Source organism: Halobiforma nitratireducens JCM 10879 (assembly GCF_000337895.1).
Classification (GTDB): Archaea; Halobacteriota; Halobacteria; order Halobacteriales; family Natrialbaceae; genus Natronobacterium; species Natronobacterium nitratireducens.
On the sequence record NZ_AOMA01000070.1, the window covers coordinates 81,948 to 100,390 of the forward strand.

General features: G+C 64.0%; 19 protein-coding genes and 1 pseudogene. 10 read left to right on the forward strand and 10 right to left on the reverse strand.

Going from position 1 to position 18,443, the window contains the following annotated elements:
- Window positions 1–183: 183 nt before the first annotated feature.
- Entirely contained in the window at window positions 184–621 is a 438-nt protein-coding gene (locus C446_RS06875) for a hypothetical protein (protein ID WP_006672357.1), read from the reverse strand.
- 273 nt (window positions 622–894) lie between these two features.
- Here C446_RS06875 and C446_RS06880 point away from each other — a divergent pair, with 273 nt between their 5' ends.
- A complete protein-coding gene (locus C446_RS06880) occupies window positions 895–2,073 on the forward strand; it encodes an aspartate kinase (RefSeq protein ID WP_006672358.1) in 1,179 nt (392 codons plus the stop codon).
- Window positions 2,074–2,661: 588 nt separating this feature from the next.
- Window positions 2,662–4,008 (forward strand): tryptophanase, encoded by a 1,347-nt coding sequence (locus C446_RS06885; RefSeq protein ID WP_006672359.1) that lies wholly within the window; start codon window positions 2,662–2,664, stop codon window positions 4,006–4,008.
- 24 nt (window positions 4,009–4,032) lie between these two features.
- Here C446_RS06885 and C446_RS06890 read toward each other — a convergent pair whose 3' ends face one another.
- Together C446_RS06890 and C446_RS06895 are read right to left on the reverse strand one after the other, a co-directional pair.
- Entirely contained in the window at window positions 4,033–4,416 is a 384-nt protein-coding gene (locus tag C446_RS06890; RefSeq protein ID WP_006672360.1) for a hypothetical protein, read from the reverse strand.
- 158 nt (window positions 4,417–4,574) lie between these two features.
- On the reverse strand, window positions 4,575–5,759 hold the full coding sequence (locus C446_RS06895; protein WP_006672361.1) for a thiamine ABC transporter substrate-binding protein: 1,185 nt from the start codon (window positions 5,757–5,759) through the stop codon (window positions 4,575–4,577).
- Window positions 5,760–5,955: 196 nt separating this feature from the next.
- On the opposite strand from C446_RS06895, the gene C446_RS06900 reads away from it, so the two are divergent.
- Window positions 5,956–7,089 carry an AI-2E family transporter gene (locus tag C446_RS06900; protein WP_049920080.1) on the forward strand — a complete coding sequence of 378 codons (1,134 nt, stop codon included), beginning with the start codon at window positions 5,956–5,958 and terminating at the stop codon, window positions 7,087–7,089.
- Window positions 7,090–7,128: 39 nt separating this feature from the next.
- On the opposite strand, the gene C446_RS06905 is transcribed toward C446_RS06900, so the two are convergent.
- On the reverse strand, window positions 7,129–8,427 hold the full coding sequence (locus C446_RS06905) for an ABC transporter permease (RefSeq protein ID WP_006672363.1): 1,299 nt from the start codon (window positions 8,425–8,427) through the stop codon (window positions 7,129–7,131).
- Entirely contained in the window at window positions 8,424–9,254 is an 831-nt protein-coding gene (locus C446_RS06910; protein ID WP_006672364.1) for an ABC transporter ATP-binding protein, read from the reverse strand. The genes C446_RS06905 and C446_RS06910 overlap by 4 nt, the downstream gene beginning before the upstream one ends.
- Before the next feature lie 128 nt (window positions 9,255–9,382).
- On the opposite strand from C446_RS06910, the gene C446_RS06915 reads away from it, so the two are divergent.
- Together C446_RS06915 and C446_RS06920 are read left to right on the forward strand one after the other, a co-directional pair.
- Window positions 9,383–10,225 (forward strand): S24/S26 family peptidase, encoded by an 843-nt coding sequence (locus tag C446_RS06915; protein ID WP_006672365.1) that lies wholly within the window; start codon window positions 9,383–9,385, stop codon window positions 10,223–10,225.
- A gap of 203 nt (window positions 10,226–10,428) precedes the next feature.
- Window positions 10,429–11,208 carry an enoyl-CoA hydratase/isomerase family protein gene (locus C446_RS06920; protein ID WP_006672366.1) on the forward strand — a complete coding sequence of 260 codons (780 nt, stop codon included), beginning with the start codon at window positions 10,429–10,431 and terminating at the stop codon, window positions 11,206–11,208.
- A gap of 19 nt (window positions 11,209–11,227) precedes the next feature.
- Here C446_RS06920 and C446_RS06925 read toward each other — a convergent pair whose 3' ends face one another.
- The gene (locus C446_RS06925; RefSeq protein ID WP_006672367.1) at window positions 11,228–11,407 is read right to left on the reverse strand and encodes a hypothetical protein; all 180 of its coding nucleotides are present in this window, start codon (window positions 11,405–11,407) and stop codon (window positions 11,228–11,230) included.
- A gap of 123 nt (window positions 11,408–11,530) precedes the next feature.
- Entirely contained in the window at window positions 11,531–11,938 is a 408-nt protein-coding gene (locus C446_RS06930) for a DUF5788 family protein (protein ID WP_006672368.1), read from the reverse strand.
- A 165-nt stretch (window positions 11,939–12,103) separates the two neighbouring features.
- Here C446_RS06930 and rpiA point away from each other — a divergent pair, with 165 nt between their 5' ends.
- Complete coding sequence (gene rpiA / locus C446_RS06935; protein WP_006672369.1) at window positions 12,104–12,811, forward strand: ribose-5-phosphate isomerase RpiA; 708 nt, start codon at window positions 12,104–12,106, stop codon at window positions 12,809–12,811.
- Window positions 12,812–12,873: 62 nt separating this feature from the next.
- Here rpiA and C446_RS19935 read toward each other — a convergent pair whose 3' ends face one another.
- Window positions 12,874–13,164: a hypothetical protein gene (locus C446_RS19935; protein WP_006672370.1), complete on the reverse strand. Its 291-nt coding sequence runs from the start codon at window positions 13,162–13,164 to the stop codon at window positions 12,874–12,876.
- Between the two features lie 677 nt (window positions 13,165–13,841).
- Between C446_RS19935 and fni the strand changes: the two genes are divergently transcribed.
- Entirely contained in the window at window positions 13,842–14,921 is a 1,080-nt protein-coding gene (fni, locus tag C446_RS06950) for a type 2 isopentenyl-diphosphate Delta-isomerase (RefSeq protein WP_006672372.1), read from the forward strand.
- Between the two features lie 44 nt (window positions 14,922–14,965).
- Here fni and C446_RS17890 read toward each other — a convergent pair.
- Together C446_RS17890 and C446_RS06955 are read right to left on the reverse strand one after the other, a co-directional pair.
- Window positions 14,966–15,600 (reverse strand): annotated as a pseudogene (locus tag C446_RS17890) (IS6 family transposase).
- Between the two features lie 215 nt (window positions 15,601–15,815).
- Window positions 15,816–15,983, reverse strand: a complete 168-nt coding sequence (locus tag C446_RS06955) for a DUF1931 family protein (RefSeq protein WP_005578700.1) — start codon at window positions 15,981–15,983, stop codon at window positions 15,816–15,818.
- 285 nt (window positions 15,984–16,268) lie between these two features.
- Here C446_RS06955 and larB point away from each other — a divergent pair, with 285 nt between their 5' ends.
- The 3 genes from larB (at window position 16,269) to C446_RS06965 (ending at window position 17,653) form a co-directional block, all read left to right on the forward strand.
- A complete protein-coding gene (larB, locus tag C446_RS06960) occupies window positions 16,269–17,036 on the forward strand; it encodes a nickel pincer cofactor biosynthesis protein LarB (protein ID WP_006672374.1) in 768 nt (255 codons plus the stop codon).
- A gap of 108 nt (window positions 17,037–17,144) precedes the next feature.
- A complete protein-coding gene (locus tag C446_RS20800; protein ID WP_006672375.1) occupies window positions 17,145–17,294 on the forward strand; it encodes a DUF7563 family protein in 150 nt (49 codons plus the stop codon).
- A gap of 98 nt (window positions 17,295–17,392) precedes the next feature.
- Entirely contained in the window at window positions 17,393–17,653 is a 261-nt protein-coding gene (locus tag C446_RS06965) for a GIY-YIG nuclease family protein (RefSeq protein ID WP_006672376.1), read from the forward strand.
- The last annotated feature ends 790 nt before the right edge of the window (window positions 17,654–18,443 follow it).

Sequence of the window (18,443 nt, forward strand, 5' to 3'; positions counted from 1 at the left end):
ATGCGGTGGCGATGGTAGTGACTATGCCGACCCCACGGCGGTCGTCTCGACTCGCTGTCTTTCCCGCTCGAACTTCGACGGCCAGTTCGTCGAAGTCGGGAAGGAGCCGGACGCGTTACCGTCCCCGTAACGATGGCAGGTCGTTCCCGCTCACCACGTTTTAAGCTCCCTTTTCGTCCCGTTTCAGGGTTCCATTCGAAACCGTACTGTCGGCGATCCGTCGAACCGCGGTCCGGTGCCGCGGCGTTCGAACCCGTGTTCTTCGGCGGCCTCGGCGATCGAGTCGGTGTTTCGTGAAATCAGTACCTCGACTGCCATCGACTCCCGCTTGGCGAACCGGACCGGTTCCGCCAGGAGCCGTTTGCAGGCTTCCTCGGTGCCGTCGAGTTGCGTGACGTGGACGGTGTCTTCCCGTGCGTCGAAGCTGATGAACCCCAGCAGGTCCTCGGGATCTGAGCCGTCGTACTGCGACTCCGAGATGTCGGCGTTGGGGTCGTGACTACCGTCCTCAGCGACGCGCACGGTTCGGTCGTGGACGAGATTTCGCATCACGTCGGTCGGCGCGTCGGCGATCGACGCCAGCGCGTCCGCGTCGGCCTCGAGGGCGTCCCGTACGTTCATTACGGTATGGTAATGACACCCACGAATATAAATCCAGCCCGGACCCAGGGGTGTCGAACAAGTCGGATTCGACGAGGGTCGACACACCGAGACGGTCGGTCGAATTATCACTATCGATCGGCTGAGACGGCCGAAAACGTGATCAAATTCCGCCTAATGGAACACAGTTATTTGCCCGCTCTGGTAACGACGTGGTATGACCCACGCCACCGGTACGCGATACAGCCACAGCCATCGTCGCCCGTCAGCGGTCGACCTCTGCGGGGTGTCAGTATGCGCGTCGTAGCGAAATTCGGCGGGACGAGCCTCGGCAGCGGGGACCGGATCAATCGGGCCGCGGACTCCATTGCGGCGGCCGTCGAGGACGGCCACGAGATCGCCGTCGTCGCCAGCGCCATGGGATCGACCACCGACGATCTGCTCGAGGAGATCACGTTCGACACCGACGAGCAGGACCGGGCCCAGATCGTCAGCATGGGCGAGCGCACGTCCGTCCGGATGCTCAAGGCTGCGCTCTCGGCCCGCGATATCGACGCCACGTTCCTCGAGCCGGGCAGCGACGACTGGCCCGTCGTCACCGACGAGTACGGGGAGGTCAACGTCGAGGAGACCCAGCGTCGCGCCCGGGAGGTCGCTGCGGAACTCGACGAGACGGTACCGGTCATCACCGGCTTCCTCGCCGAGGGGCCCGACGGGTCGATCACGACGCTCGGTCGTGGGGGCAGCGATACCACCGCCGTGATGATGGGCAAGTACATGGACGCCGACGAGGTCGTGATCGTCACCGATGTCGAGGGCGTTATGACCGGCGATCCGAACGTCGTCGAAGGGGCCCGCAACGTCGGCAAAATCTCGGTCGACGAACTCCGAAATCTGTCGTTTCGCGGGGCCGAGGTCGTCGCTCCCTCGGCGCTGTCTTACAAGGGTAGCGATCTCGACGTTCGCGTCGTCCACTACCAGCACGGTGACCTGCTCTCGGGCGGCACCAGCATCGAGGGTGAGTTCAAGAACCTGGTCGACCTGCGCGAGCGACCGCTCGCCTGTCTGACCGTCGCCGGCCGTGCGATTCGCAACCAGCCCGGTGTCTTCCACAATCTCTCCGAAGCCCTCTCCGAGAGCGACATCAACATCGACGCGGTCGCCAGCGGCATGGACACGGTCACGTTCTACGTCGACGAGGAGGAAGCCGAACGCGCCGAGAACATCCTCCACCGTGAGGTCATCGCCCACGACGAACTCTCGAGTGTCACCGTCGACTCGCCGATCGCGGTGATCCGGGTGACCGGCGGCGAACTCCCCAGCCAGCCGGGGGTCGTCAGCGAGATCGTCTCCCCGCTGGCCGAACAGCGTATCCATCTCCAGGACGTCATCACGAGCGCCACCAGCGTCGCCCTGTTCGTCGAGTGGGCGGATCGTGAGGAGACACTCGAGTTGACCCAGGACATCTTCTGACGATCGCACGTCGTCTCCCGATTTGCTCGATGGAGGCCGCTTCAGGCGTCGAGACACGTGTTTAGCGCGATTTTCTGTAACGATTCGTCATAATTCAGATGGCCGATAGTTTTACTGTCCAGTGGAGTGACCGTTCAACCGGCGGGATGGGGGGTTCAGTCGTTGCCACGGTCACGCCCATCCGGTGACCGGCCGTATCCCGCCACGCGACATCGCCCGCGGTGGTTGCCCACCGCCGCGTCTTCCCGTGCCCGTTAGGGGGCTCGTTCGACCGGCCGATTTCCTCGGCCGGTTTTCTCGACTCCGTCCAGCGGACCGCTTTCGTCTCGGCACCTCACTCCAGCACCGCTCCGGTCGCTCTATAGTAGCCACTGCCCGTCAGTGTGCACTTGATCGCCAGACGGATCGGCGATCAGTGTGCAGATCGTTGTAGTTGGTACTATAGGACGGCAGCGTCGACGCTTCGATGTCGACCGGCGCTCGAACCTGTTCATTACTGGTCGAACACGTCGTCTACTCTTCGAGTCGATCCGCAGGTACCCACCTTCCGTCAGTCGATTTGAACTACAGGGGAGTCGGACTGGTGGTATGGTCGGTTACAAGACCAAGATGGTCGAGCGAATCTCCCTGCCCGCACGGGAGCAACGGGAACGAAACCTCGAGGCGGCGGGGTACAACGTCTTCAACCTCGACGCCGATCAGGTGTTCGTCGACCTGCTGACCGACAGCGGGACGGGCGCGATGAGCGACAGCCAGTGGGCGGCGCTGATGCGTGGTGACGAAGCCTACGCTGGCTCCCGCAGTTTCGACGAACTCGAGTCCGCCGTAGCGGACGTGATGGGCTTCGAGCACGTGGTCCCGGCCCACCAGGGACGGGGCGCGGAGAACGTCCTCTACGGTTCGTTGCTGTCCGAGGGTGACATCGTTCCCAACAACACCCACTTCGACACCACGCGGGCCCACGTCGCCAACCAGGGCGCGGAGCCGGTCGACTGTCCGGTCGCGGTCGCACACGATCCGTCGGCCGACGACCCGTTCAAGGGGAACTTCTCGCTCGAGCACGGCCGGGAACTGGTCGACGAGATCGGTTCCGAACGCGTCCCGGTCGTCGTCCAGACGATCACGAACAACTCCGCGGCGGGCCAGCCGGTCAGCGTCGAGAACACTCGCCGTGTCCGGACGTTCGCCGACGAGATCGACGCGACGTTCGTGATCGACGCCTGCCGGTTCGCGGAAAACGCCTACTTCGTCAAGCAACGCGAAGACGAGTTCGCCGACGCTTCGATCGCCGAGATCGCTCGCGAGCAACTCGGCTACGCCGACGCCGTCGTGATGAGTGGCAAGAAAGACGGGCTCGTCAACGCCGGCGGCTTCGTCGCTACCGACGACGCCGATCTGTACGAGCGATGCAAGCAGCGAGCGATCCTCTACGAGGGGTTTCCCACCTACGGCGGAATGGCCGGCCGGGATGTCGCCGCGCTGGCAGTCGGACTCCGCGAGGCCGTCGACCACGCGTACGTCGCCGACCGGGTCGAGGGCGTCCGGGAACTCGGCGACCTGCTCGCGGACGCCGGCGCACCGATCTACACGCCGACGGGTGGGCACGCGGTCTACCTCGACGCGGGTGCGATGCTGTCGCATCTCCCCGACGAGGAGTTCCCCGGCCAGGCGCTGGTCTGTGAACTCTACCGGGAAGGTGGCGTCCGCGGGGTCGAACTCGGGAGCTTCGCGTTCCCCGAGACCGACCGTCCGGAACTGGTCCGACTTGCCGTACCGCGGCGTACCTACCACCGCGAACACTTCGAACACGTCGCCAAGACGGTTGCAACCGTCCTCGAGAAGCGAGAGGGGGTCTCCGGCCTCGAACTCGCGAGCGAGCCCGAGATGCCCGAAATACGTCACTTCACTGCCGAACTCGAGCCGGTTCGGCCCTGACTCGAGGGTAGAACGTCGCGGTCGTTACGTCGAGAGCACGCCGCGGGCCCGGTCGCGCAGGCTGGGTTCGGGCTGGGGCTCGGGCTCCGTTCCGGAGAGTCGCCGCTTCGCAGCGGTTCGGAGTGCGGACGCGTCGATCCCCGTGTCGCCGGTTCTGCCGGCGTCCCCGCCGACGAGCCAACTCGGCAGACTCGATTCGATCTCCTGGCGTTTCTCCGCTTTCAGCTTGCTGTACCGCTGTAATGCGAACCCGACGCCGAGAAACAGCGCCGCGTCGCGCAGTTCCCGACGGAACCGGTCGGGATCGTTTCGAACCGCGATCGCCTTCACCAGCGAAATCCCGCCGATCGCGAGATAGAGTTTCGAGCGTTTCGACGGGTCGCCGCCGAGTAACCGTTGAAGCGCCATGCGCGGCCACGTACCACGTTCGCACTCATAAAGCTGCGTCGCGCTCCTGCGTGCGTTCGGCTCGTCGACTCGTGTACTGTAGTAGCCACTGCAAGTCAGTCCGCACCTGATCGCCAGACGGATCGGCGATCAGTGTACAAATCGTTGCAGTTGTTACTCTAGACGATTTCTCTTTCCCACTCCTCGAGCCGACCGGTCATCGTTCCCCGCAGGTCGTCGTAGGTGAACGTTACCGACTCTTCGGGTTCGATCGCGTGCTCGGCGAACCGCTCGTCGAGGTCCACGTAGGCCGGTTCGACGGCCGGAAACTGGACGTTTCGCAGAGCGATTTCCCGCTGGGCGGGTCGCGACAGGAGGAAATCGACGAAGTCGTAGGCGAGTTCGGTCCGGGGCGACTCCGCGAAGACGGCGACGGACTCGACCGTCTCGACTCCCGTTCCTTCCAGGGGCGTCACTGTGTGCCCTCGCAACTCCCTGCCGGCCGCACTCGCACCGACCCGATCCGTCGAGTAGGAGACGACCAGCGGCCGCTCGCCTTCGAGGTACGACTCACGGTAGGCGTCGGTCCAGCGTTGCCTGACTCGGACGCCGTTTTCCCGTAGTTCCCGCCAGTACTCGAGGTACTCGTCGCCGTATTCGGCGACCGTCCACAGCAAGAAGGCCCGTCCCGGGTCCGACCGCCGTGGGTCCTGGACCACGAGCGCGTCTTCGTACTTGGGCTCGAGTAAGTCGGCCAGGCTCTCGGGTACTCCGGGTGACTCGTCATCGTCATTGTCATCGTCATCATCACCGTCACCGTCACCGTCACCGTCACCGTCCTCGAGCGCCGTCGCGTCTGCGACGACCGTCACGTAGCCCGTATCGAACGGAAACAGCCGGTCGCGCGGATCGTCGACGGCGTCCACGAGGGCTGGCTGGACGCGGTCGACGTGCGCGAGGCGGTCGCGGTCCAGCGTCTCGAACAGCCGGCCCGCCTGGAGCGTCTCGTCGACGTAGACCAGCTCCGGCGGCGTCAGGCCCAGGAAGAGGTCGGCGTCGATCGGGGCCTCGAGCTGGGCGCGCCGGACGTAGTTCTCGATGCCGGCCTCGGCGACGGTCCAGACGATCTCGGGGTCGTCCTCGTGTTCGGCTTCGAACGCCTCGGCGAGCCACTCGCCGGCGGGAGTTTCGCCGGTAACCATCGACGAGTACGTCGCGATCCGCAGGGTCTCCTCGTCGTCGGGCTCGGGCTCTGGGCCGTTCTCTTCCGGGCTCCTGGTGAGACAGCCGGCGAGGCTCCCGAGACCGCCGATCGCGACTGTGGAGCCGACGCCGATACTGCGGACGAGCGCCCGTCGTCTCATCGTTTGCTCGTCACGCCGGGACGGGATAAGCGTCGCGCCGCGGCCGTCGGCGGCCCGTGAGAAAGACTTTATCCGTCCACTGATATTCACCGCTGTGACCACGAACGCGAACGACGGGGACGCGGCGTCGACTCCCCGTGACTCGAGCAGAAACGATGGCGATTCCACTGCCGGCGGCGACCGCACCCGCCGGTACGTGCTTGCCGGTTTCGTCGCCGCGCTCGGCGCGCTTACGGGTGCGATCCTGCTCGAGGTGCTCGGAACGATCCTGTTCGCGTTGACCGTCGCGTACGTCCTGTTGCCGGTCCAGCGGTGGCTGACCCGCCGCGGACTCACCGAGTGGACCGCGGCCGTCGCCGCGACCGTGATCGGATTCGTCAGCGCCGTCACCGTGTTCTCGCCGCTTTTCGTCACGCTGTACTTCCGACTCGAGGAAGTGATCGCCGTCGTCGAGGGGCTGCCTCCCGAGTTCTCGGTGACCGTCCTCGACGTGGCCTACACGATCGAGACGGCCCAGATCCAGGCGGAGGCGGTCGACTTCATCCAGGGGATCGCCGTCTCGATCGCATCGGCACTACCGGTGCTCGGTATCAAGTTCGCGCTGTTCGTCCTGTTGCTGTTCGCGCTCTTGCTGAAAGGGGACGCGGCGGGTCGGGCGGCGATCGCACCCGTTCCCCACGAGTACCGCGATATCGTCTACGCGCTGGCCCGCCGGACGCGGGAGACGCTGTACGCGATCTACGTCCTCCAGCTCGCGACGGCGATATCGACGCTCGCGATCGGCTACCCGCTGTTCTGGGCGCTGGGCTACGACGCGGCGTTCACGCTCGCGTTGCTCGCCGCCATCCTGCAGTTCGTCCCGATCATCGGGCCGAGCCTGCTGATCACCCCGATCGCTATCTATCACGTCGTCGCGGGCGAGATCGCCGCGGCACTGCTGGTCGGCGTCCTCGGGATCGCGCTTGTCGCGTGGTTCCCCGACGTCGCGGTCCGGCCGCGGCTCGCCCGCCGCTCGGCCGGCCTCCCCGGGAGCCTCTACTTCGTCGGCTTCACCGGCGGCCTCTTTACGCTCGGCGCGATCGGGATCGTCGTCGGTCCGCTGATCGTCGCGGTCTTCGTCGAAGCCGTCGAACTCCTCGCGGACGAGGTCAACGGTGATACCCGATTCGGTGAATTGGCCACGACTGATGGCGGTGAGAGATCGGAAGTCGGAACCGAGAACGACGCCGACCTCGAGACGGCCGGCGGTGACGACGCCGACAGTGACGGGACCGACGACGGTTCCGACGGGGAGTCCGATCGGAACCGCAGCGTCGAACGCCCGAAGTAGACCGCTATCACTGCTCGAACCGAGGGGGAGAACCGAGCGTCACTCGTGTCTGAGCGCGTCGATCGGATCGGTCCGTGCGGCCCGCCAGGCCGGGTACAGCCCCGAGGCCACCCCCACGAGAATCCCGACGGCGATAGCCAGTGCCACGTACTCGAGCGGGTACACCAGCGGCAGATCGACGTACCACGCGCCGAGATAGCCCGCTGCGAGCCCAACTGCCGTCCCGAGGATCGCGCCGATCACTCCGAGGATGATCGATTCCGTCAGGAACAGGCCGAGCACGTCCCGGTTCTGTGCCCCGACGGCTTTCATAATGCCGATCTCGCGGGTCCGCTCGGTCACCGAGACCAGCATGATGTTTGCGATCCCGATCGATCCCACGACGAGCGAGATGGCTGCGATACCGACGATGAAGTTCTGCAGGAGATCGAGCACGTCCTGTAACTGCTGGAGCAACTCGGTGCTCGTCTGGAACGTCACCGCGAGGTCGTCGCCCAGGAACTCGCTTGCGTCCGACTCGTCGCTCTCGAGGGAGGCGACCGCGGCGTCGCGGGCGTCGTCGATGTCTTCCTCGGCGGTCGACTCGGCTTCGACGACGGCCGCGAGGAAGCGTACCTCGTCGTCACCGTCACCGCCGCCGTCGCCGTCACCACCATCCGGTCCGACATCACCCAGCCCCATCCCCGCCGCCTGCTCGGCGTAGTAGGGATCGGTCGGTACGTAGATCCGCGGCGAGGACTCGAACCCCTCGAACGGGCTCAACCCTTCCGACGTGTCGGTGATCCCCACCACGTCGACGGTCGCTCCCTGCCCGCCGAGGAAAGTGATCTCGAGTTCGTCGCCGACACTGACGTTCTCCTCGAATTGGCCGGCCGTGGCCGGGTTGATCACGGCCTCGCGTTCGCCCATCTCGAACTGCCGACCCTCCTCGAGGTTCCCCTCGCGGACGTAGCTCGGTCCGGCAGCGATCACCCCGTCGCCCTGCGCGACCCGCTCGTCGCCGTCCGAGATCGCCTGGCTCTGGATCGTCGCGTAGCCGTAGGCGGCGTCGACGGACTCGAGATCGGCGACGGTCTCGAGGTCGGACTGGCTGAAGACTGGTTGTGCTCCCGCGAGTGGGCCGCCTTCGGTGTCGGGGTCCGCGGCCCAGCCGTAGAGGTTGCGCTGGTCGTCGGGGCTGATGTCGCCGACGATGCCCACCTGCAGGCTCGCGCCGAGAGTGACGAAGGCGATGACGGCGGCGATACCGATCACGACGCCGAGCGTGGTCAGCGCCGAACGGAGTTTGTGGCCCTCGATCGAACGCCAGGCCAGGCGCAGGTGCTCGATCGGGTTCATTCTCCGTCGTCGCCCTCTGTCGGGCCGTTGCGGGGCTTCGATTCGGGTACGGTCCCGGACTCGTACTCGGCGTCGACTCCCGGCCCACCCTCGACTCCGACGCCCTCGAGTTGCTCGATGCGTTCGATCCGCCCGTCCAGGAGGTGGACGATCCGTTCGGCCCGCTCGGCGACGTGGCGCTCGTGAGTCACCACGATCAGCGTCGTCCCGGCGTCGTGAAACTCCGCGAAGAGGTCGAGCACGTCGGCTTCGGTTTCGGTGTCGAGGTTGCCCGACGGCTCGTCGGCCAGCACGAGCGCCGGGTCGTTTACCAGCGCCCGCGCCAGCGCGACCCGCTGTCGCTGGCCGCCCGAGAGTTCGCTCGGCAGGTGATCCTCGCGATCGGCCAGACCAACCCGGGCCAGCAGTTCGCGGGCGCGGTCGCGTCGTTCGTCCCCGGAGACGCCCTGGAACAACTGCGGCAGTGCGACGTTCTCGAGTGCCGTCAGCCGCGGCATCAGGTTGAACGTCTGGAAGACGAAGCCGACTTCGGTCCCCCGGAGCCGGGTTCGCTCGCGTCCCGAGAGAGTCGTCACGTCGTTACCGTCGACGATCACGGTCCCCTCGGTGGGCGTATCGAGACAGCCCACGAGGTTCATCAGGGTCGACTTGCCGGAGCCGCTCGGCCCCATGATCGCGGTGTAGGACCCGCGCGGCACCGAAAGCGAGACACCATCGAGCGCGTGGACGGGTTCGGCGAGCCGGTAGGTCTTGCGGACGTTCTCGAGCCTGACTGCGGTCCCCGTCTCGGCTTCCCGGTCCGTCTCCGCGTCCGTGCCCGTAGCCATAGGCGTCCGACCACGCAAGCGGGCAAAAAGATTCAGCCAAACTGAGGGCGGTGCACTCTGTGGATTCGCTCGCTTTCCTCCCTTGCCAGCCGGTACCTTCACTGACCCCCGTCGCGTACCGGGTCCTGATGAGCGATCGCCGTCCCGACGGTCCTCCCTCCGATGGCTCCCGAACGGGAGCCGGCTCCGGTAGTCCGGACGACAGCGACGAGTCTGACGGCCGCGGCGAGTTCGCGTATTCCACCGCGACCGACGACCGAAGCGATTCCGGGAGCCGCGGCGATCCGGCTCCCGAGGACGGAGCGGACGACGACACCCCCTCGCTCGTTCGAGATGTCGTCACTGTCGTCGGCATCGTCGGCGTTCTCGCTCTCCTCCTGTTTGGCGCAAGTGGCGTCTGGCCGCCGTTCGTCGCGATCGAAAGCGGCAGCATGGAGCCAAACGCCGGCGTCGGCGACCTCGTCTTCATCGTCGAACCCGATCGGTTCGCCGACGAGAGGGCGATCGACGGAACGGGCGTCGTCACGCTCGAGGACGGCCAGAACGGCGGTTACGAGGAGCTCGGACGGCCGGGTGACGTGGTCGTCTTCTGGCCCGACGGCGACCGGACCGAGACGCCGATCATCCACCGGGCCTACTACTGGGCCGACGAAGGTGAAAACTGGGTGGAGACGGCAGCCAGCGAGGACAACCTGGCCGGTCGCGATTGTACCGACATCGCCTCGTGTCCGGCTCCCCACGACGGGTTCGTCACGAAAGGGGACGCGAACCCGGCCTACGATCAGGCGGTCGACAATCAGTATGCGGACACGAGCGTCGTCGCACCCGAGTGGGTCATCGGCAAGTCCGCGTTCCGTATCCCGTGGCTCGGCTACGTCCGTCTGGCCGCCGAATCCCTGTTCGCGTCGATCGGCGTCGCCGCCTTCGGGGTCGGACTGGCGTTCCGTGAGCGGTCGACTGGAGGTTGGTGAGAGAGTTCGGTCGGTGACTGTTGTCGGCATGGCTGGGTCCGATTCCGAACTCGAACTCGAACTACCCTTTCCGCTCGGCTCGATCACCGGCGAGTACAGTCGGACGACTGATTCTTCCTTCGCTGGACACCACATTCGTAGCAAGCTACCACGCTCTGAAGGACGTGGGAGCTTACTTGTCGCTCCTCCTCGTTCGGTCGGGTATGTCCTGGGACACCGTTCGACTCGAGTGGAACGACGACGAAACCGTCGCGACGCTTTTCGTCGACCGACCGGATGCCCTGAACGCACTCGACGTAGCGACTCTCGAGGCGATGGGCGACGCGCTCGAGACCGCAGCAGCGGCGGAGGCCCGCGCGCTCGTGTTGACCGGCGCTGGTGACGACGCGTTCATCGCCGGGGCCGACATCGGCTACATGCAGGACCTCTCGACCGAGGCGGCCCAGGAGTGGGGCCAACTCGGCCACGATGTCGCCGACGCCCTCGAGGCGTTCCCTGCGCCGACGATCGCTGCCGTCAACGGTTACGCGTTCGGCGGCGGCTGTGAGATGGCGCTTGCCTGCGATCTGCGGGTCGCAGCAGCGTCGGCCGTCATCGGCAACACCGAAGTCGACCTGGGGATCATCCCGGGCTGGGGTGCGACTCAGCGGCTGCCGCGGCTGGTCGGCGACGAGACTGCACGCCGGATGATCTTCCTGGGCGAACGACTCGACGCCGACAGCGCCGCGGAGGCGGGACTGGTCGGCGAAGTCGTTCCCGACGACGATCTCGAGGCGACCGTCTCCGACCTGGCCGAGCGGATCGCCGCCCAGCCGGCCTTCGCCGTCCAGTCGGCCAAGCGGGCGCTCAACAGCCGGTACGAGAGTACCCAGCCCGCGGGACTCGAGTACGAGAAGCAGGCGTTCGCTGGCCTGTTCGGGACGCCCGATCAGCGCGAGGGGATGGCGGCGTTCCTCGAGGACCGAGAGCCGGAGTTCGAGTGACTCGAGGGGCAGTCACCGGTCACTCGTCGCCGACGAACACCGTCTTCAGACGGCTCCCGCAGTGTGGGCAACACAACGTCTGCCATTTCGTCGAATCGAGCCCGCCCATCGTTTCAGTGCGTCGTGCGTCCGCAAGCGGGACGACGGCGTCACAGGTCTCGCACGCGAACGGCTCGTCCGTCTCGGCTTCGTTGCTCATAGTCGATACTACGGTGGCCCCTATCTTCGCTGTAGGGGGTATCATACGGATTGCTATAACTCTGTACCGCCGACCGCCGACCACGTGCTGGCGATCGGCAGTAATTGACTACAGGAAACCGTATCAGTCACGAACGGACTTCATAAAGTCGACCCATCGCTTGTGGTCCTCGATCGAGGCGGACTTTGATTCGGCGGCGTATCTGCGACCGCGGAGGCTCTGTAACGCGTTCAGCGCGCGGTCGATGCCGACGATCTGGGTGGCGATCTCTTCGGCCTCTTCGCGGTCGAGCGGTTCGGACTCGAGCCGCTCGATGAGGCGTTCGCGCTCTTCGGACAGTTTGCGCTGTGTCTCCCTGATCAACGGCTTCGCCTCGTCGGGGATACCCTCGACCTTTCGGGTCTCGATTACGAACTCGTCGAGTGGAAGCTCCTCGTCTCCGACCGTGATCGTATCCGGAATCTGTCGACCGACGGTCGCACTCTGTCGATTGACCTCCTCGAGTAACGCTTGGCGTTCCGACTCGTCCATATTTCTTCGTAAACATATCTCGTAAAAAGGCATGTCGTCGATTCGAACGCGCTGGGAATCCGGGCGTCGGCCAGTCTACGTGCCGAAACAACGACTCTGCGCCGTGTTTAGGGCGGTTCGGTCAGAGGTGCAACGCTTTTGTCGTCGCCGCCCACCGGATCACGCATGAAGACTGAGGGCGGAACCGACGCGGCGAAACGCCGCGCGGGCGAACGTGCAGCCGAGGAGGTCGAGGGCGGCGATGTCGTCGGCCTCGGGACCGGGTCGACCACCGCGTACGCGATCGAAGCGATCGGCGAGGCCGTCGCGAACGGTCTCGAGGTGCAGGGGATTCCCACGTCCTTCCAGTCCCGCCAGCTGGCACTCGAGGTCGGGATACCCCTGACGACGCTCGAGGCGGTCGACACCGTTGACCTGGCGATCGACGGCGCGGATCAGGTCGTCGACGACCCCGACTCGAGCGCCCACGGTGCGTTGATCAAGGGTGGCGGCGCGGCACACACACGCGAGAAACTCGTCGACGCGGCGGCCGAGCGGTTCGTCGTCGTCGCCGACCCCTCGAAGCTCGCGGATCGACTCGAGCGGTCGGTGCCACTCGAGGTGCTCCCGGACGCCCACACCGTCGTCGCAGATCGGATTCGCGACCTGGGTGGCGAGCCGACGCTCAGAGAGGCCGCCAACAAGGACGGTCCGGTCGTGACGGACAACGGGAACCTGGTGCTGGATTGTGAGTTCGGTCCGATCGACGATCCGGACGAACTCGCGGCGGTGCTCTCGAGCGTTCCGGGTGTCGTCGAGCACGGACTGTTCGTCGACCTGGCGGACGTGACCTACGTCGGGACCGACGATAACGTCGCTATCCGGGAGTACTGACCTCGAGTCCGCTTACGCCGCGTTACTGTGTTGGGGTCCGCTCGAACGGCAGCGACGCCTGTTTACGAGGTAGATGGCAGTCGCCAGCCAGAGTACGGTGAGGAACGCGTACTGGCCGTAGCCCGGTGGAAACCCCAGCCACGGACGGTAGCGAACAGGTAGCCGAGCGCGACCGGTGCCAGTATCGCGTAGGCGGCGATAACGAGCCACCAGTTCGACGCGTCGGTTCCCGGTTCCTGCTCTGCCGTTCGGCGGTCCGGCTCGAATCGCGTCAGCACCCAGCCGGCCCCCATCGCGGCAAGCGTCGTGAGGAGGAGGGTAAATCCGACGCCGAATCCGACGGAGACCACCATCAGAAGGACGGTTGCCGCCGACCACGGCCAGGACGTGGACGCGACTGCCGTGGTCGAGGTGGCACCGAACACGAGCACCGTTCCGATCGAACCAGCGAGCCCGGTCCAGATCCCGGCGCGTTTCGTTTCGGTCGGCCCGGTCGTGGTAGTAGTAGCTGACGAACAATCCGGCAAGGAGCAAGGCCTCACCCGAAATCGAGCCGCCGATGGTGGTGGCGTCGTCCGCGACCGGCTCCCAGGAGAGAGCGACGGTAATGGGTACCGACAGGAGACCGACGAGAATCGCAACCCGCAACGACTCGTCGGTCACGCCGTGGTGGAGGTATCGAAGCGGGAACATGGCAGGTAGCTAATCGGTACGTCGGTGCTCCAGTAAAGCTATCATACGGTAACCCTGGGCCGTCCACGAGCCGCGAAACTAGACATCTCGAGTGTAGTTCGTACACGGTGGCGTCCGGGTTCGGCTGGTACTCCTCGACGGCGCTCGAGGTCGATGCGTTCGCGGGGATGGAATACGACGCGGCTCGCCGATCGCATGGAAGGTCCCCCGACGGACGGCGGACGTGACACGTCAGCCCACACCGCTGGGACAGATCGCCACGAGCACCTCCGCCGGGTCGATCGGACAGTGAAACCTTTTCAACCTCGTCGCCTGCAGTTTCGATGGAGACGATTCGATGCCCGAGACATCCGACAGGAAAGACGATCACATCCGTATCATCGAAGAAGAAGACGTCGAAACGTCCGGTGCAGGCTTCGCCGATATCGATCTCGTCCACGAGGCGCTCCCGGAGGTCCACCGCGACGAGATCGACACGACAACGACGCTGTTCGGGCACGAACTCGCGGCCCCGATCGTCATCGAGAGCATGACAGGCGGCCACCCGAACACGACCAAGATCAACCGGGCGCTGGCCGAAGCCGCCCAGGAGACCAACATCGCGATGGGTGTCGGGAGCCAGCGTGCAGGACTCGAGTTAGACGACGACGAGCTAATCGAGTCCTACGCCGTCGTCCGCGATGTGGCACCCGATGCCTTCCTCTATGGCAACGTCGGTGCGGCCCAGCTGCTCGAGTACGATGTCGAGGACGTGGAAGAAGCGGTCGATATGATCGAAGCCGATGCGGTCGCCATCCACCTCAACTTCCTGCAGGAGGCCGTCCAGCCGGAAGGCGATGTCGACGCACGGGGGTGTCTCGAGGCGATCGAGCGTGTGGCCGAGGGGCTGTCGGTCCCGGTGATCGTCAAAGAGACGGGCAACGGGATTGCCCGCGACACGGCCCGCCGACTCGCCGATGCGGGTGTCGACGCGATCGACGTGGCTGGCCAGGGTGGCACGACGTGGTCCGGGATCGAGTCCTACCGCGCCGCGGCGGTCGGAGCCGATCGCCAGGAGGAGATCGGGAAACTGTTCCGCGCGTGGGGCGTCCCGACGGCCGTCAGCACGTTCGAAGCCGCACAGGAACACGATACTGTCATCGCCAGCGGTGGCGTTCGCTCGGGGCTCGACATCGCGAAGGCGATCGCGATGGGTGCACGCGCCGGCGGCCTCGCGAAGCCGTTCCTCGGTCCGGCCGGGCAGGGGACCGACGCGGTCGTCGACCTGATCGAGACGCTCGCACTCGAGTTACGGACCGCGATGTTCGTCACCGGATCGGCGTCCGTCGACGAGTTGCGCGAGGCCGAGTACGTCGTCGTCGGGCGGACGAACGACTACCTCGAGTCTCGTCTCGAAGCGAGCCAGAGACTGGAGTAACAGGCGCATATCATAAAGATTCGGTCTCTGTTGAAGGCTAGTGTTCAGATAGGCTGATTCCATGCGAAGCTGAATGATCTGATCCAGTCGTCGGCAGTTTCTGCTTCGGCATTGCTGAAGCAGTTTGAGAAACAGAGAGTTCGTCGTTTTATCTCCCGAAAGACACGCCCAACAGCATTCCGATTTCCATGTTTCTCGTATCTGAAATCGAAGCCGTGACGCTGACATGCATCTTGTAACGAGTGCGATCCATCGACGAGAAACACGGCGTCGGAGACGTCGTGTTTCTCGGAGAGCTCCGTAAGAAACGAATGGGCGAGAACCTTCGTTGTTGTCGGCTCAAGCTTTGTATGGAGTAATTCGTTTGTCTCGGGATCAACCGCAGCGTACAGCCAATACTGCTCATTATTCAGTTGGATCACAGTCTCGTCAACCGCAACGTGATCCGGACACCGATCAGATTCAGGCTGTAGATCGGCCTTGTGAACCCAATTGTGAAGGGTTGACCGAGCGCGTTCGACACCAAATATCTCAAGGACAGAGACAGTATTCGAAAGCGAGAGTCCAGCGAGGTGCAGTTGAATACTGAGCTTCATCAGCAATCGTGCGTCGCTTCCCGCTCAACAAACTCTAAGTTGATCTCGTCTAAACAACCATTGAGGCGGTCGTTTTCGGGCATAGATCACTCAGAAAACGAACCGCCTCATCCTTCATCCTTATCTGAACACCGCCGACAGTACGGCCCGGTTTGGGACGTGCGGTCAAAACGGCGAAGCCTCGGGACTTGCCCACGAGGTACGTTACAGCGGCAGCTACACACGTTGTGATCGCTCGAGATGGCTCTAGGCACTGCTCTCGACTGTGGCGTCAAAAAAACTGCTCAGGTATCGAACCTTACAGGTCGCGAGGCTGGACCGTCTTCCGGTCGTTGGCTTCCGCACGTCGGGCGGCGTCCTCGAGGAGCTCGTCGACTTCCTCGTCGAGCGCTTCGTAGAAGTCCGAAGCGACGTTCTTGTCATCGAGCGCTTCCTTGACAGCGGCTTTGACGATAAGGTCTGCCATACGATGTATCGGTTTCCCCTTCCATGGTATAAAGGTTGTGGTTATATGCAGGAATACTGGGGTTGTGGGGGTTGATTCGTCGGTTTCGAAGCCCACTTTGACCGGAAAGTATATGGACGATGAATCGCGCCACGCCGATTTCCACCGCAGATTTCGTCGATTTCGGCTCGCGCGCGCCGTGGCCGGCCGCTCGCGCCGGTTGAGGTGTGGTCACGCCCGACTTACTCTCGGTCAGCGTCGATCCCGGGTCGACGGATTCGAGTGTGCTCGTTACCGACAGAACGTATGCGCAAACTCCTCGAGGCCGTCGCGGACGGCTCGCTCTCGCCGGCGGAGGCCGAAGCCGAACTCACGGGGTACGTCACCGGCGAGGCTGGCCGATTCGACGCGGCTCGCGAGCACCGCCGGGGCATCCCCGAGGCGATCCTCGCGGAGGGGAAAGCCCCCGAGCAGGTCACAGCGTTGGCCGAGACCGCCCTCGAGACGACCGACAGGGCGCTGCTTACCAGGCTTTCCGACCGCCAGCTCGCGGTCCTAGAGTCGGCACTTGCCGACTCGTTTCCCGACGTGACTCTCGAGCACCGGGGTGATGCTCTCCTGGTCGAGACGGCCGACCGCGAGCGACCGTCGGTCGACGCCACGGTGGGTATCGTCACCGCCGGAACGGTCGACCAGACGGTCGCCGACGAGGCGGAGATCGTCTGTCTCGACGCCGGGGTAGCGATCGACAGGGTTGACGACATCGGCGTCGCGGCGCTCGACCGTACTCTCGACCAGGTCGACCGATTCCGTCGGGCGGACGTGTTGATCGTCGCGGCGGGACGTGAAGGGGCCTTGCCGACCGTGATCGCCGGCCTCGTCGACACCCCGGTCATCGGAGTCCCCGTCTCGAGTGGCTACGGCCACGGTGGCGACGGAGAGGCAGCACTGTCGGGCATGCTGCAGTCCTGTACTGTCATGTCGGTCGTCAACGTCGACGCGGGCTTCGTCGCCGGCGGGCAGGCGACCCTGATCGCCCGTACGATCGATTCCGCCAGAACCGACCCTGATTAACGAACCACCAAGTTATTCTCTTCCTTCGTCAATCTAAACTTCGTTTGGGAAAGTGCTTTTAAGCACACACCGAATACCAGAGAGTACCGGCTTCGGCCGGTGTGCCCAATGCCCAAGTGTGACCACTGCGACGCGCACGTTTCCGAACGTTTCGCACGCGTCTTCGCCGACGAGCACGGCGAAATCCACGCGTGCGTGAGTTGCTCCGCGAACGCAGGCATCGCGGAGGCCGCGAGAGAACGCGTTCGCGGCGCTTGATTCGAGCGCGCTGTATCGTTCCGACCGACAACGACCACCCGCCCCGTCCGCCCTCACCAACGGGACGCTTTTCATCGGCGACGCCGTACCGCGATTCGATGGCGGACGACCACGTCGTCTACGTACTCGAGTGTGCCGACGGCTCCCTCTATACGGGCTACACGACCGACCTCGAGCGACGCGTCGCCGAGCACGACGACGGCGACGGGGCAAAGTACACCCGCGGTCGGACGCCGGTCGAGTTGGTCCACCACGAACGCTACGAGACCCGATCGGCGGCGATGTCACGCGAGTACGAGATCAAGCAGTTGAGCCGTCAGGAAAAGGAGCGACTGGTCGGTCTCGAGGCGAATGACTGACTCGCTTGCGGTTACCGAAGTCGTTTCACGAAGACGTTCCCTTACGTCGAACCCGTGGTCCTCGTACAGCGACTGCTCGTGCACGTAGATCGTTCGGATCGTCGGCTCATACGGTTTACCGTAGTCAATTACTGCTGCTCGGCGACCCGGTTCCGGCGATCGGCGGGAAATAGTTACACCAATCCGGCTCTGTTGAAACCATCAGAACGTGATAGGATTGTCGTGCTGAATACAGAGGATGACGGCACCGTAGAAAGGGGAGACGATGAGTTATTCAACTATTTTGTATAGCCATTCTCAAACCACTGTAAATAATATTCGTAGGTTATTTACGNATGACGGCACCGTAGAAAGGGGAGACGATGAGTTATTCAACTATTTTGTATAGCCATTCTCAAACCACTGTAAATAATATTCGTAGGTTATTTACGTCAGAGTAACGAAAAGTCACTAACCTGGCTAGTAACGTGTTTAAACAAAATAATGAACACCAACAGGAGCTGTTGTTTTCGCCTGTAAAGGATCTCTCATCCAGTATCAGCGAGAAGCTTCGGAACCACTGGTCTACTCATTTTTACGAACACATATTTACCCAGATTGATGAAACGAAGTTCGAACGGCTATACCATGACGGGTATAGCCGTCCGAACAAGCCAGTCAACGAGCTTGTTTCGTTGGAGATCATCAAACACCTGCTCGGCTTGTCCGACGAAGAGCTCGAACACGCCTACCTCTTCGATTTTCGCGTCAGGAACGCGCTGGGCAAGGAAACACTCGGCGACAACATCTG

Coding starts and splice junctions, on each gene's coding strand:
- C446_RS06875 (WP_006672357.1), bottom strand. CDS start 621: ATGAACGTACGGGACGCCCTCGAGGCCGACGCGGACGCGCTGGCGTCG.
- C446_RS06880 (WP_006672358.1), top strand. CDS start 895: ATGCGCGTCGTAGCGAAATTCGGCGGGACGAGCCTCGGCAGCGGGGAC.
- C446_RS06885 (WP_006672359.1), top strand. CDS start 2,662: ATGGTCGGTTACAAGACCAAGATGGTCGAGCGAATCTCCCTGCCCGCA.
- C446_RS06890 (WP_006672360.1), bottom strand. CDS start 4,416: ATGGCGCTTCAACGGTTACTCGGCGGCGACCCGTCGAAACGCTCGAAA.
- C446_RS06895 (WP_006672361.1), bottom strand. CDS start 5,759: ATGAGACGACGGGCGCTCGTCCGCAGTATCGGCGTCGGCTCCACAGTC.
- C446_RS06905 (WP_006672363.1), bottom strand. CDS start 8,427: ATGAACCCGATCGAGCACCTGCGCCTGGCCTGGCGTTCGATCGAGGGC.
- C446_RS06910 (WP_006672364.1), bottom strand. CDS start 9,254: ATGGCTACGGGCACGGACGCGGAGACGGACCGGGAAGCCGAGACGGGG.
- C446_RS06915 (WP_006672365.1), top strand. CDS start 9,383: ATGAGCGATCGCCGTCCCGACGGTCCTCCCTCCGATGGCTCCCGAACG.
- C446_RS06920 (WP_006672366.1), top strand. CDS start 10,429: ATGTCCTGGGACACCGTTCGACTCGAGTGGAACGACGACGAAACCGTC.
- C446_RS06925 (WP_006672367.1), bottom strand. CDS start 11,407: ATGAGCAACGAAGCCGAGACGGACGAGCCGTTCGCGTGCGAGACCTGT.
- C446_RS06930 (WP_006672368.1), bottom strand. CDS start 11,938: ATGGACGAGTCGGAACGCCAAGCGTTACTCGAGGAGGTCAATCGACAG.
- rpiA (WP_006672369.1), top strand. CDS start 12,104: ATGAAGACTGAGGGCGGAACCGACGCGGCGAAACGCCGCGCGGGCGAA.
- C446_RS19935 (WP_006672370.1), bottom strand. CDS start 13,164: ATGGTGGTCTCCGTCGGATTCGGCGTCGGATTTACCCTCCTCCTCACG.
- fni (WP_006672372.1), top strand. CDS start 13,842: ATGCCCGAGACATCCGACAGGAAAGACGATCACATCCGTATCATCGAA.
- C446_RS06955 (WP_005578700.1), bottom strand. CDS start 15,983: ATGGCAGACCTTATCGTCAAAGCCGCTGTCAAGGAAGCGCTCGATGAC.
- larB (WP_006672374.1), top strand. CDS start 16,269: ATGCGCAAACTCCTCGAGGCCGTCGCGGACGGCTCGCTCTCGCCGGCG.
- C446_RS20800 (WP_006672375.1), top strand. CDS start 17,145: ATGCCCAAGTGTGACCACTGCGACGCGCACGTTTCCGAACGTTTCGCA.
- C446_RS06965 (WP_006672376.1), top strand. CDS start 17,393: ATGGCGGACGACCACGTCGTCTACGTACTCGAGTGTGCCGACGGCTCC.